Origin of the sequence: Nonomuraea sp. NPDC001831, from assembly GCF_042892035.1 — a bacterium.
Classification (GTDB): domain Bacteria; phylum Actinomycetota; class Actinomycetes; order Streptosporangiales; family Streptosporangiaceae; genus Nonomuraea.
The window spans coordinates 92,174-109,491 of the sequence record NZ_JBIATU010000016.1 but is presented as its reverse complement, the minus strand read 5'-3'; the positions used below and the strand labels follow the sequence as shown (position 1 = coordinate 109,491).

Below are 17,318 nucleotides of genomic sequence, written 5' to 3'. Positions count from 1 at the left end.
CCCTGAAGGAACCCCAGACGATGCGTGCCGGACCGTCCCAGGAGGACATCAGGCGCCACAATCTCGGCGCGCTGCTTCGCCATGTCCATCTGGGCGGGCCGATCTCGCGCGCCGAGCTGACCTCGAAGATGGGGCTCAACCGCAGCACCATCATGGCGCTGACGTCCGACCTCACCGCCGCCGGGCTGGTGCGGGAGGAGCTGCCGCGCGAGACCGGCCGGGCCGGCCGGCCCTCGCTGGTGGTGCGCCCGGAGTCGGCGCGCGTCTACGTGTTCGCGTTCGACGTGGGCCCCGACCGGCTCGTGGCGGCGCGGGTGGGGCTGGGCGGCGTCATCCTCGACCGCAGGGAGACCACCCGCGACCGGGGCAGGTTCGCCCTCGACGAGCTGGCCGGGGTGCTGTCGGGGTTCGCCAGGCAGATGCGGCGCAAGACGCGCGACGACACCGTGTGCGTCGGCGCCGCCGCCGCCGTGTCCGGCGGGGTGCGCAAGGGCGACGGCGTGGTGACGTTCGGGCCCAACCTGATGGCCCACGACGTGCCGTTCGGCGAGGAGCTGGGCCGCAGGCTGGGCCTCGGGCTGCCGGTCAGCGTGGGCAACGACGCCAACCTGGCGGCCCTGGCCGAGCACAGCCGCGGCCTCGGCGTGGGCGTGCGCGACCTCATCTGCCTGCACGGCGACGTGGGCATCGGCGGCGGCATCATCACCGGCGGTCACCTGCTCGGCGGCTTCGACGGTTACGGCGGCGAGGTCGGCCACATGGTCGTCAACCCCGGTGGCCGCGAGTGCTCCTGCGGCTCGCACGGCTGCCTGGAGGCCGAGGTGGGGGAGCGGGCGCTGCTGGAGCTGGCCGGCCGCTTCGGGCCCGGCCAGCACGGCCGCGACGCGGTCCGCGCCGTGGTCGACGCGGCCGACCGGGGCGACATCGTCGCGCAGGAGGCGCTGAGCCGGGTCGGCGACTGGCTCGGGCTCGGCGTGGCGAATTTGGTCAACATCTTCAACCCGGAGATGGTGATCTTCGGGGGCATGCTGCGGGAGGTCTACCTCGGCTCGGCGGCGCAGGTCCGCACCCGGCTGGCGCTGCACGCCATGGCCCCCCAGCGCGAGCACGTACGGCTGCGCACCTCGGCGCTCGGCGACCACGTGACCCTGGTCGGGGCGGCCGAGCTGGCCTTCGCCCACGTGCTGGCCGACCCGCTGGAAGTGCTGGCCAGGGTCAGCTCCTAGCGCACCCGGGCCTGGGGGGCCGTCCAGGTGTCGCAGGCGGCGGCGGAGCCGTCGCGGTAGCCGCGGTTCTGCCAGTAGGCCAGGTTGCGCGGGCGGCCGTGGATCTTGCTGTAGTCCGCCCGGCGGACGGCGTCCAGCCATTCGCGCCAGGTGACGTCGGGTTCGATCGAGGTGAGCGCGGCGTTGTAGAAGACGCCGGCGAAGCACTCGGCCTGCATCTCCAGCCGGTGGCTGAGCAGGGTGCGGGCCCCCGTGGAGGCGGGCTGGTACAGGGCGTTCTGCGCGTCCAGCACGCCGGTGAGCTCCTGGACGTGGTGTCCCCACTCGTGCGCGACGGAGTGCGCGATGTTCATCCGGAACGGGTCGTCCAGGTCGTGCTTCATGATGCGGATGACGATCGTGCGCTGCACCGGGCAGTACTGCGCGCCGTTGGCGGTGATCCGGCCGCAGACCGAGTCGCCGCCGGTGGTGACGGTCACCGTGGGCGGGGTGTAGGTCAGGCCCGCGGCCGCGAACCGGCCGGCCCAGAACCGGTCGGCGCACCTGGCCATGGCCCGGTGGAACGACTTGAGCGAGGCGGCGCTGCCCGTCCTGATGGCGGGGACGGCGCAGGACAGACGCTCCCGCGAGACGGCCGGCGCGGCCGACAATCCCCCTCGTGCCGGGCGGCCCGCCGCGGCCGACGGAGCCGGCGACAGAAGAACCGCGATCATGCACATGGCGAGCGCCATGAGGGGAATGCGCACGATCGCGGATCTTAGAGGAGTTTGTACGACTTAGGCTTAGCTGACCTTGCTCTTGGGGGCGGCCCAGGTGTTGCAGGAGCCCGCCGACCTGCCGGTGAAGCCGCGCTTGAGCCACCACGCGACGTTGGCGTCCGAGCCGTGGCTCAGGTCGGCCGAGGAGCGCGTCTTGATGCCGAGCGGGCCCAGGTCGGCCAGGTCGTGGGAGCCCTTGAGCAGGGAGTCGAACTCCTTCTGGCTACGCCCGAGCGAGTCCCAGACGCTGCCCATGAAGACGCCGGCGTAGCACTCGGCCTGCAGCTCGGCGCGGCGCACCGGCTCCAGGTTCCGCGGGTTGGCCAGGACGTACGCGCCGTGCTTGTCGTGCCGGAGCATGCCGGTGAGCTTCTGGACGTGGTGGCCGTACTCGTGCGCCACGACCAGCATCAGCACCGGGTCCGACGGCTTCTCCACGACGTTCGGGCTGAGCAGGAGGGTCATCGTCTTGTTGACCGGGCAGTACAGCGCCTGCGCGCCCTGCGGGAAGCCGCCGCAGCCCGTGGCAGCGCCCAGCTTGGTGACCACCCGGAACTTCGGCTTGCCGAAAGCGAAGCCCGCCTGCTTGACCTTCGGGCCCCAGGCCTTGTCGAGGCATTCGAGCACCGCCTCGAAGTAGACCCGCGCCTCGTCCTCGGTCCCGGACTGGACCGGCGGCTCCTCGCACGTCCTGAGCGTGAGCCGGCCGGTCTTGTGGATCGGGTTCTTCGCCAGGGCCGGCTTGCTCGCCGGTGCGGCCACGGCGGCGTGGGCCGTACCGGCGACGAAGACGCTCGCCAGGGCTCCGGCGATGATCGCCAATCGGGGGGTACGCATGGGAAGGCACACTACAAAACAGGGAGATCCAGGTAAAGCAGAAATGCCAGACGTCACTGGACGTTTCGTGCAGCCGCCGCCCACGTGTTGCAGGAGCCCGGCGCGCCCCGGTTGAAGCCCCTGGTCATCCAGGCCGCCTGGGTCGGGCCCTTGCCGTGGTCGTTCTGCGGCCAGCCCTTGGCGCCGTTCTTGTAGAACCACTGGACCGTGTAGTCCCAGTCGGACTGGTTCACCAGGCCGGTGTCCTTCATCGTGCTCATGAAGACGGCGGAGAAGCACTCGGCCTGCAGCTCGGACTTCCGCGAGAGCTGGAGGCGCGCCGCCTTGCCCGCGGTGGCCCTGGCCGTCCAGTAGTAGTTCCAGATGCCGGAGGCCTGCTGGACGTGGTGGCCGTACTCGTGGGCGATCAGGCGGCTGATGCCCAGCGGGAACGGGTTGCGGAGCTGATTGCGAGTGATCAGCAGGTACATCGTGCGGTCGGTGGAGCAGTAGACGCCGTCGGCGCCGGTGTTCCAGGCGCCGCAGGGCGTCCTGACCTTCTTGGTGATGATCCGCAGCCGCGGCTTGCTGAACGGCAGGCGGGCCTTGCGGAACTGCGTGGCCCACGCCTTGTTCAGGCAGTTCGTCACCCGCGTGAGGAAGCGGCGGTAGGCGATCATGCTGCCCGCGGGCAGCGCGCCCGGCGCGCAGTTCACGTCGGCGAGCCTGCCAGTCCGGTAGAGGGCGTTGGCCGTGGCCTGCGCCTGGCCGCCGGGCGCGGCGGCCCCCGCGCGGGCCGCGGCGGGCGGTGAGGCCAGCTTCTGGGCTTGGCTGACCGGCGCACGCTCGGCCGAGGTCGGAGCGACCTCGGAAAGCACGAGCACGAGGGAGGCGGCGGCCATGGCGAGTGCGAGGGCCGCGGCGACCAGGGCCGCGATCCTGCCTTTAGGGAGGGAGTTCATATGTCCGGAAAGACTAGGTCAAGATCGGACATAAGTGGGTGGATTTGACTCGATGGAGTCAGCGAGACGTCGGCGAACTAGACTCTTCTGCGTCGTCGAAAAGGAACAGACGGCGAACGAGGCAGAGGGGAGTCGCATCCGTGAGCGGGTTGCTGGGCTCGATAGAGGGACCGCACGACGTCAAACGGCTCGCTGTTGAGGAGCTGCCGCGGCTCGCGGGGGAGATCCGTGACCTGCTCGTCGACGCCTGCGCCAGGTTCGGCGGCCACCTCGGGCCGAACCTGGGCGTGGTCGAGCTCACCATCGCCGTCCACCGCGTCTTCGACTCCCCGCGCGACCCGGTGATCTGGGACACCGGCCACCAGGCGTACGTGCACAAGCTGCTCACCGGCCGCGCGGCCGGCTTCGAGGCGCTCAAGCAGGAGGGCGGCCTGTCCGGCTACCCGAGCCAGACCGAGTCCGAGCACGACTTCGTCGAGAACTCCCACGCCTCCACCGCGCTGTCCTACGCCGACGGCCTGGCCAAGGCGTTCAAGCTGCGCGGCGAGCGCGAGCGCACGGTCGTGGCGGTGATCGGCGACGGCGCGCTCACCGGCGGCATGGCCTGGGAGGCGCTCAACAACATCGCCGCGATCAAGGACCTGCCCGTCGTGATCGTGGTCAACGACAACGGCCGCTCCTACTCCCCGACCATCGGCGGCCTGGCCTCCCACCTGTCCTCGCTGCGCGTCAACCGCCGCTACGAGGACATGCTCGAATACGTCAAGGACAAGCTCGGGAACGTTCCTGTCCTCTACGACGCCCTCCACGGCTTCAAGAAGGGCGTCAAGGACGTCCTGGCCCCGCAGGTCATGTTCGAGGACCTCGGCCTGAAGTACGTCGGCCCCATCGACGGCCACGACGAGCAGGCCATGGAGGCGGCGCTGCGCAAGGCCCGCGCCTTCCGCGGCCCGGTCATCGTCCACGCCCTCACCCAGAAGGGCCGCGGCTACACCCCCGCCGAGAACCACGACGAGGACCAGTTCCACTCGCCCGGCGCCTTCGACCGCGCCACCGGCGCCGAGAAGCCCAAGCCGCGCATCTGGACCAACGTCTTCAGCGAGGAGCTGGTCAGGCTCGGCAAGGAGCGCGAGGACCTGGTCGCCATCACCGCGGCCATGCTCCACCCCACCGGCCTCAACGCCTTCGCCGACGCCTTCCCCGACCGCATCTACGACGTCGGCATCGCCGAGCAGCACGCGCTGACCAGCGCCGCCGGCCTCGCGCTCGGCGGCCTGCACCCGGTCGTGGCCGTCTACGCCACCTTCCTCAACCGGGCCTTCGACCAGCTCCTGATGGACGTCGCCCTGCACCGGCTGCCGGTCACCGTCGTCCTCGACCGGGCCGGCGTCACCGGCGACGACGGCGCCAGCCACAACGGCATGTGGGACCTGTCGATCCTCCAGGTCGTGCCCGGCCTGCGGATCGCGGTGCCGCGCGACGGCGACCGCGTCACCGAGCTGCTGCGCGAGGCCGTGGAGGTCTCCGACGGGCCGACCGTGCTGCGCTTCCCCAAGGGCCCGGTGGCCGAGCCCCTGGAGTCCGTGGGCCGCCTGGGCGAGATGGACCTGCTGCGGGCCGCCGAGGGCGAGCCGGACGTGCTGCTGGTGGGCGTCGGCCCGATGGCGCACGTGTGCATGGAGGCGGCCGTCCTGCTCGACGCGCAGGGCATCTCGGCCACCGTGGTCGACCCGCGCTGGGTCAAGCCGCTCGACGAGGCGCTGACGCTGGCCGCCGGCGCCCACAAGCTGGTCGCCGTGGTCGAGGACAACGGCCGCGTGGGCGGCGTGGGCGACGCCGTGGCCCGCCTGCTCCGCGACGCCGACGTCGACGTCCCGGTGCGCACCTTCGGCATCCCGCAGGAGTTCCTCGACCACGCCAAGCGGGCCGCGATCCTCGGCCGCATCGGCCTGACCGGCCAGGACCTCGCGCGCCAGATCACCGAGGCCGTCGCCAAGCGGACCTCCCGCGTGGAGCAGCCGGTCCGCCGTTGAGCACCCGGCGGACCACGGCGGTGATCGCCAGCATGACGACCACCGCCGCGGCCGCCGCCGGCAGCAGCAGGCCCGCCTCCCGCCGCGCCACCTGCCCGGCCACCGCCCCCAGCACGACGTACGTGCTCACCCACGCCGTGCTGCCCAGCAGGGCCCACGGCATGAACCGGCGGTAGGGCATGCCCACCGCGCCCGCCAGGGCCGGCGTCAGCGCGTGCACCACCGGCAGGAAGTAGGCCAGGGCCAGCGCCCAGCCGCTGCGCCGCAGGATCCGCTCCGCGCGGGCCCAGCGCTCCTCGCCGACCCGCCGGCCGAGCTTGCTGTTGCGCAGGCGGGGGCCGTACCGGCGGCCCAGGCGGTGGCCGCCCGTCGCGCCCAGGAGGCAGGCCAGCACGCCGGTGCCGATCAGCGCCAGCGTCTCGGGCACGCTGCCCGACGTGGCGCCCGCGACGAGCAGCAGGCCGTCGCCCGGCGTGATCAGGCCGATCCCGACCGAGGCGTCCAGCGTCAGGAAGACCAGGACGAGCGCCAGCACCACCGCCACGTCCTGACCGGCCAGCGTGTCCAGCAGGTCGTCCAGCATGATGCGGGTCCGCTACCCCCGACGAGGCGCTTCACCGGCGAGCCCGGCGCGAGCGCATGATCACGGAGGGTCTGGGAAGGATCGCTGATCGTGGACATCTTTCGCACGAAGAGCGTCGAACAGTCGATCCGCGACACCGAAACTCCCGAGCACCAGCTGCGCAAGCGCCTGAGCGCCATGGACCTGATGGTCTTCGGCATCGGCGTGATCGTCGGCACCGGGATCTTCGTGCTCACCGGTCAGGTGGCCAAGGAGGTGGCCGGGCCGGCGGTCGCGGTCTCGTTCGTCGTGGCGGGCGTCGTGTGCGGCCTGGCCGCGCTGTGCTACGCCGAGTTCGCCTCGACGATCCCCGTGGCCGGGTCCGCCTACACCTTCTCCTTCGCCACCCTCGGCGAGTTCCCCGCCTGGGTGATCGGCTGGGACCTGATCCTGGAGCTGGCGCTGGCCGCGGCCGTGGTGTCGGTCGGCTGGTCGGGCTACTTCGCCTCGATGCTCGACTCCGTCGGCATCCACCTGCCGGCCTCCATCGCGGGCGACGATCCGGTGGTCAACGTGCCCGCGGTGGCCATCGTGCTGATCCTCACCGCCGTCCTGGTGGCCGGCATCAAGATCTCCTCGCGGGTCAACCTGATCCTGGTGATCACCAAGATCACGGTGGTGCTGCTGGTCATCGTGGCCGGGCTGTTCTTCGTCAAGGCCGCCAACTACACGCCCTTCATCCCCGAGCCGGTGGCCTCGCCGCGGGTCGAGGGGCTGAAGGCGCCGCTGATCCAGGTGCTGTTCGGGATCACGCCCGTCGCGTTCGGCGTGATCGGCATCTTCTCGGCCGCGGCGATCGTGTTCTTCGCCTTCATCGGCTTCGACATCGTGGCCACCGCCGCCGAGGAGACCGTGCGCCCGCAGCGCGACGTGCCGCGCGGCATCATCGGCTCGCTGGCCGTCTGCACGATCCTCTACGTCGCCGTCTCGCTGGTCGTGGTCGGCATGCAGCCGTACAAGCAGCTGAGCACGAGCGCGCCGCTGTCGGACGCGTTCACCGCCGTCGGCCACCCGTGGCTGGCCGGCATCATCAGCGTGGGCGCCATCGCCGGTCTGACGACGGTGGTGCTGGTGCTGCTGCTCGGGCAGACCCGGGTGTTGTTCGCCATGTGCCGCGACGGCCTGCTGCCGCGCCGGCTGGCCGTCGTCCACCCCACCTTCGGCACGCCCGCCAGGCTCACCGTCCTCATCGGCCTGGTGACCATGGCGCTGGCCGGGTTCGTGTCGTTCGGGGAGCTGGCCGAGCTGGTGAACATCGGCACGCTGTTCGCGTTCATGGTGGTCTCGGTCGGCGTGATCGTGCTCCGGCGCACCCGGCCCGACCTGGAGCGGGCCTTCCGGGTGCCGATGGTGCCGCTGCTGCCGATCCTGTCGGTGCTGGCCTGCCTCTACCTGATGCTCAACCTGCCGCTGGAGACCTGGCTCAGGTTCGTCGTCTGGATGGTCATCGGCGTGGTCGTCTACTTCGCCTACGGCTACCGTCACAGCAGGCGGGGGGCCGTGCCCGGCCGGTGACGCGCGAGGGGGGCGGGCCGGCGGCCCGCCCCCCTCACCCGCTCAGATGGCCAGGAGCGTGCCGAGGCCCGCCTTCATCGTGCAGGCGTTGGTGTAGACCTTGCCCCACTTGACGGTCTTGTCGTACCACTTGCCGAGGATCATCACGGCGCGCGGCTCCACCTCCTTGCCGCAGGCCGCGGCCGCCTTCGGCGAGACGTTGATCTTGGCCGGGTCGCCCTTCACCTTTCGCAGGAGGTCGCAGGCGGCGTGGGCGGAGGGGTGGGTGCCGCCGTCGGGGCTGCAGTTGAGCCAGGCGCCCTTGGTGGGGCCGTTCTTCACTGCCATGGTGACCTTGAGGACGACCTTGGGGGTGCGCGGCGCCGCCAGGGAGGGCGACGACGCGCCCAGCACGAGGGCTCCGCACAGAGCGATCGTGCCGACTGCTCGCATCATGGTTACTCTCCGTTCGTAGGACGGCACAGTACGCTACGGCGAAGGCGGCCATGACGTACGGAGACCCGCCGGGCGGGCCTCCGTAAAATCACGCGGGCAGCGAGGCCACACCGGGCGGAAGGAACCGCGGCTGGGCGATCCCCGACCTGTCCAGATAAGGCGTGATGCCACCCAGATGGAACGGCCAGCCGGCGCCCAGGATCATGCACAGGTCGATGTCCTGCGGCCCGGCGACGACGCCCTCGTCCAGCATGATCCGGATCTCCCGGGACAGCGCCCCGAGCACCCGCTCGCGGACCTGCTCGGCCGTGGACGGCGACGTGCCGCCGGCGAACAGGGCCACCGCCTCCGGGTCGAGCGAGAAGTCCGGACGGTAGACGCCCGGCTTGCCCGAGGCGACCAGCTTGGCCATGTTCTCCGAGACGCCGAACCGCTCGGGGAAGGCCGCGTGCAGCGTCTCGGCGACGTGCAGGCCGACGGCCGGGCCGACGAGCTGCAGCAGCGCGAACGGCGTCATCGGCAGCCCCAGACCGTCGAGCGCGTGCTCGGCGACCTCCAGCGGCGTGCCCTCGTCCACGGCGGCCACGACCTCGCCCATGAAGCAGGTCAGCAGCCGGTTGACCACGAACGCCGGCGCGTCCTTGACCAGCACGGACGACTTCCGCAGCGACTTGCCCACCGCGAACGCCGTGGCCAGCGTGGCGTCGTCGGTCGAGGCGCCCCTGATGATCTCCAGCAGCGGCATCACGGCGACCGGGTTGAAGAAGTGGAACCCGACCAGCCGCTCGGGGTGCGCCAGCCCGGCGCCCATCTCGGTGAGCGAGAGCGAGGAGGTGTTGGTGGCGAGCACGCAGTCGGCCGAGACCACGGCCTCGACCTCGGCGAACACCTGCTTCTTGACCGCCATGTCCTCGAAGACGGCCTCGATGACGAAGTCGGCGTCGGCGAAGGCGTCCTTGGTCAGGGAGCCGGTGACCAAGGACTTGAGCCGGTTGGCCTGGTCGGCCGAGACGCGGCCCTTGCCCAGCAGCTTGTCGACCTCGGCGTGCACGTACCCCACGCCCTTGTCCAGGCGGGACTGGTCGAGGTCGGTCAGCACGACCGGGACCTCCAGGCGGCGGGCGAACAGCAGCGCCATCTGCGAGGCCATCAGCCCGGCGCCCACGACGCCGACCTTGGTGACCTTGCGGGCCAGCGACCGGTCCGGCGCGCCGGCCGGACGCTTGGCCCGGCGCTGGACCAGGTCGAAGGAGTAGAGCCCGGCCCGCAGCTCGTCGCCCATCAGCAGGTCGGCCAGCGCCTGCGTCTCGGCGGCGAAGCCCTCGTCGCGCGAGGCGGTCGCGGCCAGCGCGATCAGGTCGAGCGCCCGGTAGGGGGCGGGGGAGGCGCCGCGCAGCTTCATGTCCACCAGGAAGCGCGCGTCGGCGACGGCCTTGTCCCAGCCGTCGTGCTCCTGCCGCTCGACGGTCACCTCGCCCTTGACCACGCGGGCGGCCCAGCGCAGCGACTCCTCCAGGAAGTCGGCCGGCTCGAACATCGCGTCCGCGACGCCCAGCTTGTAGGCGTCCGCGCCCTTGATCATGCGGTTCTGCGACAGCGGGTTCTCGATGATCAGCTTGATCGCGTTCGCCGGGCCGATCAGGCGGGGGAGCAGCTGCGTGCCGCCCCAGCCGGGCACCAGGCCGAGGAAGCACTCGGGCAGCGCCACCGCGGGCACGCCGGAGGAGATCGTCCGGTACGCGCAGTGCAGCGCGATCTCCAGACCGCCGCCCATGGCCGCGCCGTTCACGAACGCGAACGTCGGGACCGGCAGCTCGCCCAGCCGGCGGAAGACGTGGTGGCCCAGCGCGCCGATGGCCTCGGCCTCCTCGCGGGAGGCCACGGCCGCCGCGCCCTTGAGGTCGGCGCCGACGGCGAAGATGAACGGCTTGCCCGTGACGCCCACGGCGGCCAGGTCGGTCCGCGCGGCGATCTCCGACAGGGCCTCCTCCAGCGCGAACAGGCCGTGCGGGCCGAAGGTGTTGGGCTTGGTGTGGTCGAAGCCGTTGTCCAGGGTGATCAGGGCCATCGTGCCGGCGCCGCCGGGCAGTGGCACGTCGCGCACGAGGGCCTTGGTGACGACCTCGTCGGTGTTGCGCCCGCTCAGCAGCGCGCGCCAGGTCTCGATGTCGCTCATGCCAGGTTCTCCCAGATCACAGTGCCGCCCATGCCCATGCCGACGCACATGGTGGTGATGCCGTACCGCACGTCGGGCCGCTCGCCGAACTGGCGGGCGAGCTGCGTCATCAGCCGGACGCCCGAGGAGGCCAGCGGGTGGCCGAAGGCGATCGCGCCGCCGTAGGGGTTGACGCGCTGGTCGTCGTCGGCGATGCCGAAGTGCTCCAGGAAGGCCAGCACCTGGACGGCGAACGCCTCGTTGATCTCGAACAGGCCGATGTCGCCGATGGACAGCCCGGCCAGCCGCAGCGCCCGCTCGGTGGACGGGATCGGGCCCACGCCCATCACCTCGGGGTCCACGCCCGCGAAGGCGTAGGAGACCAGGCGCATCTTCGGCGTCAGGCCCAGCTCGCCGGCGACCTCGCGGGCGGCCACGATGCAGCCGGTGGCGCCGTCGTTGATGCCGGAGGAGTTGCCCGCCGTGACGTTGCCGTGCGGGCGGAAGGGCGTCTTGAGCGCGCCCAGCGCCTCCATCGTGGTGCCGGGGCGCGGCGCCTCGTCCTCGGCGGCCAGGCCCCAGCCCTTCTCGGCCGTCCTGACCGCGGTGGGCACGAGGTCGGGCTGGATCTTGCCGTCGGCGTACGCCTTGGCCGCCTTCTCCTGCGAGAGCACCGCGTAGGCGTCGGCGCGCTCCTTGGAGATCGACGGGTAGCGGTCGTGCAGGTTCTCGGCGGTCATGCCCATGACCAGCGCGCTCGGGTCGACCAGCTTCTCCGACAGGAACCGCGGGTTGGGGTCCACGCCCTCGCCCATGGGGTGGCGGCCCATGTGCTCGACGCCGCCGGCGATGGCCACGTCGTAGGCGCCGAAGGCGATGCCGCCCGCGACCGTGGTGACCGCGGTCATCGCGCCCGCGCACATGCGGTCGATCGCGTAGCCGGGCACGCTCTTGGGCAGACCGGCCAGCACCGCGGCCGAGCGGCCGATGGTCAGGCCCTGGTCGCCGATCTGGGTCGTCGCGGCGATGGCCACCTCGTCCACGCGCTCGGGAGGCAGACCGGGGTTGCGCCGGATGAGCTCGCGGATGACGCGGACGACCATGTCGTCGGCGCGGGTCTCCGCGTACAGTCCCTTCGGCCCTGACCTGCCGAAGGGCGTGCGTACGCCGTCCACGAACACGACGTCACGAGAGGAAGGCACGGATTCGCTCCTCGTTCTTGGATGGGGTTCCGCGCCTATGCTACTCGTCGGTAACCACCCCGCAGACGAGGGCGGCGGTCAGCAGCCCGTAAACGATCGGCATGGGTGGTTCCCAGAGATGGGCGCGGGCTCCGAGCAGGGCGGCGACCGCCACGGCCGCGCCCGTCCAGAGCGCCGCGCCCCCTCGTGGACGCGCGCTCCGGCCGGGATCCCACGGATCGCCAGGTGATCCTCCCGGACGGCCGGCGCGCGCCACTATCCCCAGGGCGTCCCGTGCCCACCAGATGAGGAACGACACCCCCGCGGCCAGGCCGATCACCATGGCGGCCTCGACGGCCCAGCTCAGGGCGTCGGCGAAGGCGTACAGAGCGGCCGCCCTGAACTGCCCGGGAGAGGTGCCGCCGAGCAGCAGCAGCACGGCCCAGCCGGACGCGACGCCGAGCCGGCTCAGCGGACGCCGCCGGGCCGAGGGCGGCACGGCGAACAGCTCGCGCTCGCGCCGGCGCACCAGGCGCGCCCGCGCGCCCCACACCACTTGGGTGCCCGCCAGGATGGGCACCGCGGTCACGAACACCGCCAGCGAGAGCACGGCGAGCGGTAACGTCTGCTCTCTGGTCGGCGCGCGGTCGGCCAGCACCTGGGACGTGGCCAGCAGCGCGATCGAGCCGGTGAGCGCGACGAAGACGGCCCGGCGGGCGGTCCGGGCGGCGGCGCGCAGCCCGGCCAGCGCCTCGGCGCCTGGAGGGGGCGCCATCTCGGTCAGAAACATGGACGTCATGATGGCGTCACGGACCGTAGTGACGCCGCGGATTCGCGCGCATTGCATGGAGCCCTCGCCGGACGCGTCCGCCGGAGGCTGCTATCGGGCGAAATTTGCGACACGCCGTATATACGGCGGATTGTCAGTATGCTGCGCGTCACACCAGAGGGGGCCGCGCTCTGCGAGGGGCGCGCGGGGTTGCGTCCTGTGCGGGCGCGCGTAGAGGGGGGCGCGTGAGCGAGGGCCGGAGAGCGCCGGAACGGCCGCAGCATCGCCCCGACCGCCACCCCGATCAGCGCCCTGACCGTCGCCTGGACCGGCCCTCGGGGCCCGCGCGGCGGATCACGCCGCTGGCGTGGGTGAGCATGGCGCTGACGTTCGTGCTGGTCGTCGTCACGCTGGGCGGGTACGCGTACTACCGCAGCATCGACGGCGATATCGACCGCCTACCCCCGGTGGACGCCGGGCCGTCGAGGCCGCCCGAGACCGGCGCGCTCAACGTGCTGCTCGTCGGCTCCGACTCGCGCGAGGGCGACAACAAGAAGTACGGCGCGAAGTCGCAGGGCCTCGGCGAGCGCACTGACACGATCATGGTGCTGCACATCTCCCCGGACCGGGACAAGGCCACCATGATCAGCTTCCCCCGGGACACCATGGTCATGATCCCGCCGTGCCGGAGCCATTCCGGCGCGATGCTGGCCGGCGGGCTGCGCCAGATCAACTCCGCCTTCAACGACGGCGGCATCAACTGCACGGTCCGCACGCTGGAGTCGCTCACCAACATCAAGATCAACCACATCGTGAAGGTGGACTTCACCGGCTTCAAGGGCATCGTCGACGCCCTCGGCGGCATCGAGATCTGCCTGCCCAAGGCGGTCAACGACCCCAAGGCCAAGCTCGTGCTCAGCGCGGGCAAGCACGTCGTCAAGGGCGAGCAGGCCCTCGGCTACGTGCGCACCCGCTACGCCCTCGGCGACGGCAGCGATCTCGGCCGCATCCAGCGCCAGCAGGTCTTCCTCACCAAGGTGCTGGACAAGATCACCGATGGCGGGCTGCTCACCGACCCCGTCAAGCTCAACGCGTTCCTGCGGGCCGGGGCCAAGGCCGTCAGCCCGGACACTGAGCTCACGCTGGACCGGATGGTGGAGATCGCCAGAAGCGTCCAGGGGCTGACGGCCAAGGAGCTCAAGGGCATCACCGTGCCGGTGGAGGCGTACCCGGCCGACAAGAACCGGGTGCAGCTCAAGCAGCCGGACGCGCGCAACTTCTTCGAGGCCGTGCGCTCCGACGTCAACGTGACCCCGCCCTCGGCCGCCGCCACCACGCCGAAGGTCGCGAACGAGCGGGTACGCGTCCAGGTGCTCAACGGCACGACCGAGCTGGGCAAGGCCGGTCAGGTGGCCGACGAGCTGGCCGACCAGGGGTTCGCCGTCGTCCAGGTCGGCAACGCCGCGCCGGTGGCCACCACCTCGATCCGGTACGCCAAGAAGGACGCCGACAACGGCGCCGCCTACGGGGACGCCGTGGCCGCCCGGCTGTCGAAGGACAAGCGCACGCCGGTGGCGGGCAAGGTCGCGCCGGTGAACCCGAAGCCGTACCCCACCAAGGTCACCCCGCTGCCCGACGGGCCGATCGTGCAGCTCGTCATCGGGGCCGACTGGCCGGGCGTGCGGGTGGCGTCGGCGATCCCGGGCTCGCTCAAGGACAAGGTGGTCGACTCCACCACGAACCCCTGCCTGTGAGCCGGCCGGCGGGTTAGAGGTCCTCGGCCAGCACCAGGTCGACCAGGCCGGGGAAGCGGGCGTCGAGGTCGTCGCGGCGCAGCCGGATGAACAGCTTGCGGCCCTCCGGGCGCTGGCAGATGACGCCGGCCTCGCGCAGCACCCGCCAGTGGGCGGTCAGCGTCGACTTCGGCACGTCGGCCACGACCTCGCCGCAGAACAGCTCGTCCCCCGAGGCCAGCGCGCGCACGATCTTGGCGCGTACGGGATGGCCGAGCGCGGCGAGCACCTCCACCAACTGGATCTGGTCACGCGACGGGTGCAGCATGCCGCCATTGTACGGATAACACGAACGATGATTTGACGGACATTGTTCGTATGTACGAAGATTACGTACTCATCCGGGTTCGAGGAGGGTGCTGTGTTCGATGTCGCCGTGGTGGGTGGCGGGCCCGTGGGCATGTTGCTCGCCGCCGAGCTGGGCCTGCAGGGGGTGCGGCCGCTGGTGCTCGAACGGCTCGCCGTGCCGACCGGCCAGTCCAAGGCCGGGACGCTGCACGCGGGCACGGCCCGGAGTCTCGACCGGCGCGGGCTGCTGGAGGCGGTGGGGCGGTCCACGTACGGGAGCGTGAGCTTCCACTTCTCCGGCATGTTCGGGCTCGACCTCGGCGCGGTCTCGGACGGCGGCCCGAGCATCGTCGGCAGCCCGCAGGCGTGGGCCGAGCAGGTGTTCGCCCGCCGCGCGGCGGCCCTGGGCGCGGAGATCCGGCGCGGCCAGGAGGTCACCGGCCTGGAGCAGCGGGACGACCACGTCGCGCTGACCGTCAACGGCCGCGAGCTGACCGCCCGGTACGTCGTCGGCGCCGACGGCGCGCGCAGCGTCGTGCGCAAGGCCGCCGGCATCCCGTTCACCGGCGCCGGGGCCCGCGTCGCCGCGCTCATGGGCGACGTGCGGCTGCTCGACCCGTACACGGTGCCGCCGGGCTACACGCGTACGCCGCGGGGCTGGATCATCGTCTGGCTCGACCCCGCCGGGCACAGCCGCGTCACCACCTACGACTTCCGCGCCCCGCATGCCGACCGGGAGGCCCCCGTCGCGATCGAGGAGCTCCAGGAGGCGGCCGAGCACATCCTCGGCGCCCCGGTCCCGATGGCCGGCGCGCGCAACCTCTCCCGGTACGGCGACGCCGCCCTGCAGGCCGAGACCTACCGCGCGGGCCGCGTCCTGCTGGCCGGGGACGCCGCGCACGTGCACTTCCCGTGGGGCGGCCAGGGGCTCAACACCGGCCTGGGGGACGCCTTCAACCTGGGCTGGAAGCTGGCCGCCGAGGTGCGCGGCGAGGCCCCCGCCGGGCTGCTGGACAGCTACCACGCCGAGCGGCATCCGGTCGGCGCGCGGGTGTTGTGGAATGTGCGGGCCCAGAGCGCGCTGGCCGACCCCGACCCGGCCGTCGACCCGCTGCGCGAGCTGTTCGCCGAGCTGATGCGGTTCGACCAGGTCAACGAGTACCTGAGCGGGATGATCGCCGGGGTGGACACCGCCTACGACGTGGGCGTGCCGGGGGCCGGGCGGATGGCGCCCGACCTGCCGGTCAAGACGGCCGGCGGCGTGGTGCACACCGCGGAGCTGCTGCGCGGCGGCCGGGCGCTGCTGCTGGACCTCGGCGGCCGCGACGACCTGGTGGCCGCGGCCGCCCCGTGGGCGGACCGGCTGGAGATCGTGCGGGGCGCCGCGGAGCACGACGCCGAGGCGCTGCTCGTGCGGCCCGACGGCTATACGGCCTGGACGTCGGCGGCGCGGGGGTACCCGCTGGAGGCCGCGCTCGCCCGCTGGCTGGGACGGATGTGACGGAGAGTAACTTTAGCGAAACATGTGAAATATCCGGACAAGTCTGTTAAGAAAGGTCGCGGTCCGTATTCAGAGCTAGAGAGGTTCCATCGTGGCGCGCGACGAGAACGACAGGCCGTACGAGGATGGGCAGGGTAAATCGTTAAACCCGGAGCTGACCGGAGACGTGCTGTCCCCCCGGTGGAGCACCGAGGACACCGACGAGCAGCCCGCGATCCAGGTCTCCGGCAACGAGACCTACATCCTCCCGGCCGGCCAGGGCGCGCAGCCCGTCGAGTCCCCGGCGACCCCGGCGACCCCGATGGCCCCGGCCGACGCGCCGCACGACGTGCTCGACGGCCCGAGCGGCCCGCACGACGTCCTGGACGGGCCGAGCGGGTCTCACGAGGCACTGAGCGGGCCGCACGAGACGCTGGCCGGGCCGTACGAGAGCCTGAGCGGGCCGCACGCGGTCGTCGGGGCGGACGGAACCGACGTTCCCGGCGGTGACCGGGCGGCCGACGACGACCTGCCCTACCTGCCGCTGGACCAGGGCTACAAGCCCGGACGCGACGACGACGCGGGTGAGACCAGGCGCGGCTTCCTCGGCTCCGGCTGGACCGACGACGCCGACGACCGCCGGGGCGGCGCCGGGCGCGATCGCGAGGTGCGCCGGCGTACCAGGGTGCTGGTGCTGGCGGCCGCCGCGGTGGTGCTGGTCGGCGCCGGGGCGGGCTGGCTGCTCACCGGCACCTCCTCCGACGACCCGTGCGGGGCCGGCACCTGCGCGGGCGCGAGCCAGGTCACCGCCCCGGCGCGGACCGCGCTCCCGGAGGAGACCGAGTCCGCCCCCGCGCCCGAGGAAACGGACACCGCCGAGCCGACCGTGTCCGAGACCGTAACCCCCACCCCCGTGGCCCGCCGCCCCCGTCCCACCCGCGAGCCGTCGGTGCGGCCCACCGCCACCGCCCGCGAGAGCCGCCCGACGGCCACGCCCGAGGAGAAGGCCACCCACGGCTCGCAGGACGAGATGAACGAGACCTCCGACGGCACCCCGGATGACTCGGCCGAGGCGCCCGCCACCAGGCGGCCGGAGCGGCAGGAGACCGCGCCCCCCACCCAGGCGCCGCCCGCGCAGCAGGAGCAGCCCGCCCCCTCGCCGAGCGAGAAGAAGGGCCTGTTCGACATCCTGTTCCCCTGGGCGTGAGGGTCCCGCCGCCGTCCCGGTGAGCTCCCCTGGATGTGAGGATCCCGCCGCCGTCCTGGTGAGCTCCCCTGGGCGTGA

At 72.1% G+C, this 17,318-nt stretch carries 15 protein-coding genes; 6 read left to right on the top strand and 9 right to left on the bottom strand.

All coding sequences use genetic code 11. The annotated features are described in order from the left end of the window. Positions 1-20 precede the first annotated feature (20 nt). Positions 21-1,226, top strand: a complete 1,206-nt coding sequence (locus ACFYYW_RS38345) for an ROK family transcriptional regulator (RefSeq protein WP_352325906.1) — start codon at positions 21-23, stop codon at positions 1,224-1,226. Here ACFYYW_RS38345 and ACFYYW_RS38340 read toward each other — a convergent pair. From ACFYYW_RS38340 to ACFYYW_RS38330, 3 genes are read right to left on the bottom strand one after another with little or no spacing between them, the layout of a single operon-like run. Beyond that, entirely contained in the window at positions 1,223-1,972 is a 750-nt protein-coding gene (locus ACFYYW_RS38340; protein ID WP_387656690.1) for a neutral zinc metallopeptidase, read from the bottom strand. The genes ACFYYW_RS38345 and ACFYYW_RS38340 overlap by 4 nt on opposite strands. 36 nt (positions 1,973-2,008) lie before the next feature. After that, a complete protein-coding gene (locus tag ACFYYW_RS38335; protein WP_387656687.1) occupies positions 2,009-2,821 on the bottom strand; it encodes a neutral zinc metallopeptidase in 813 nt (270 codons plus the stop codon). A 53-nt stretch (positions 2,822-2,874) separates the two neighbouring features. Further along, a complete protein-coding gene (locus ACFYYW_RS38330) occupies positions 2,875-3,762 on the bottom strand; it encodes a neutral zinc metallopeptidase (RefSeq protein WP_387656684.1) in 888 nt (295 codons plus the stop codon). Positions 3,763-3,902: 140 nt separating this feature from the next. Here ACFYYW_RS38330 and dxs point away from each other — a divergent pair, with 140 nt between their 5' ends. Then, positions 3,903-5,795, top strand: a complete 1,893-nt coding sequence (gene dxs / locus ACFYYW_RS38325) for a 1-deoxy-D-xylulose-5-phosphate synthase (RefSeq protein WP_387656681.1) — start codon at positions 3,903-3,905, stop codon at positions 5,793-5,795. Here dxs and ACFYYW_RS38320 read toward each other — a convergent pair. Further along, on the bottom strand, positions 5,740-6,378 hold the full coding sequence (locus tag ACFYYW_RS38320) for a DedA family protein (RefSeq protein ID WP_387656678.1): 639 nt from the start codon (positions 6,376-6,378) through the stop codon (positions 5,740-5,742). The genes dxs and ACFYYW_RS38320 overlap by 56 nt on opposite strands. 90 nt (positions 6,379-6,468) lie before the next feature. Here ACFYYW_RS38320 and ACFYYW_RS38315 point away from each other — a divergent pair, with 90 nt between their 5' ends. Continuing rightward, a complete protein-coding gene (locus ACFYYW_RS38315) occupies positions 6,469-7,932 on the top strand; it encodes an amino acid permease (RefSeq protein ID WP_364414667.1) in 1,464 nt (487 codons plus the stop codon). Positions 7,933-7,974: 42 nt separating this feature from the next. Here ACFYYW_RS38315 and ACFYYW_RS38310 read toward each other — a convergent pair whose 3' ends face one another. The 4 genes from ACFYYW_RS38310 to ACFYYW_RS38295 form a co-directional block, all read right to left on the bottom strand. Further along, positions 7,975-8,367, bottom strand: coding sequence for an SSI family serine proteinase inhibitor (locus ACFYYW_RS38310; RefSeq protein ID WP_352325899.1), 393 nt, complete (start codon positions 8,365-8,367; stop codon positions 7,975-7,977). Positions 8,368-8,455: 88 nt separating this feature from the next. Beyond that, positions 8,456-10,543, bottom strand: a complete 2,088-nt coding sequence (locus ACFYYW_RS38305) for a 3-hydroxyacyl-CoA dehydrogenase NAD-binding domain-containing protein (protein WP_387656675.1) — start codon at positions 10,541-10,543, stop codon at positions 8,456-8,458. Beyond that, positions 10,540-11,703, bottom strand: a complete 1,164-nt coding sequence (locus ACFYYW_RS38300; protein WP_387656872.1) for a thiolase family protein — start codon at positions 11,701-11,703, stop codon at positions 10,540-10,542. The genes ACFYYW_RS38305 and ACFYYW_RS38300 overlap by 4 nt, the downstream gene beginning before the upstream one ends. A gap of 61 nt (positions 11,704-11,764) precedes the next feature. After that, positions 11,765-12,493 carry a hypothetical protein gene (locus ACFYYW_RS38295; protein WP_387656672.1) on the bottom strand — a complete coding sequence of 243 codons (729 nt, stop codon included), beginning with the start codon at positions 12,491-12,493 and terminating at the stop codon, positions 11,765-11,767. Between the two features lie 224 nt (positions 12,494-12,717). Here ACFYYW_RS38295 and ACFYYW_RS38290 point away from each other — a divergent pair, with 224 nt between their 5' ends. Continuing rightward, positions 12,718-14,226: an LCP family protein gene (locus ACFYYW_RS38290; RefSeq protein WP_387656669.1), complete on the top strand. Its 1,509-nt coding sequence runs from the start codon at positions 12,718-12,720 to the stop codon at positions 14,224-14,226. Positions 14,227-14,239: 13 nt separating this feature from the next. On the opposite strand, the gene ACFYYW_RS38285 is transcribed toward ACFYYW_RS38290, so the two are convergent. Further along, entirely contained in the window at positions 14,240-14,533 is a 294-nt protein-coding gene (locus ACFYYW_RS38285; protein ID WP_352329347.1) for a helix-turn-helix domain-containing protein, read from the bottom strand. 93 nt (positions 14,534-14,626) lie between these two features. Between ACFYYW_RS38285 and ACFYYW_RS38280 the strand changes: the two genes are divergently transcribed. Further along, positions 14,627-16,054, top strand: coding sequence for an FAD-dependent monooxygenase (locus tag ACFYYW_RS38280; protein WP_387656666.1), 1,428 nt, complete (start codon positions 14,627-14,629; stop codon positions 16,052-16,054). 91 nt (positions 16,055-16,145) lie between these two features. After that, entirely contained in the window at positions 16,146-17,240 is a 1,095-nt protein-coding gene (locus ACFYYW_RS38275) for a hypothetical protein (RefSeq protein WP_387656663.1), read from the top strand. Positions 17,241-17,318: the final 78 nt, after the last annotated feature.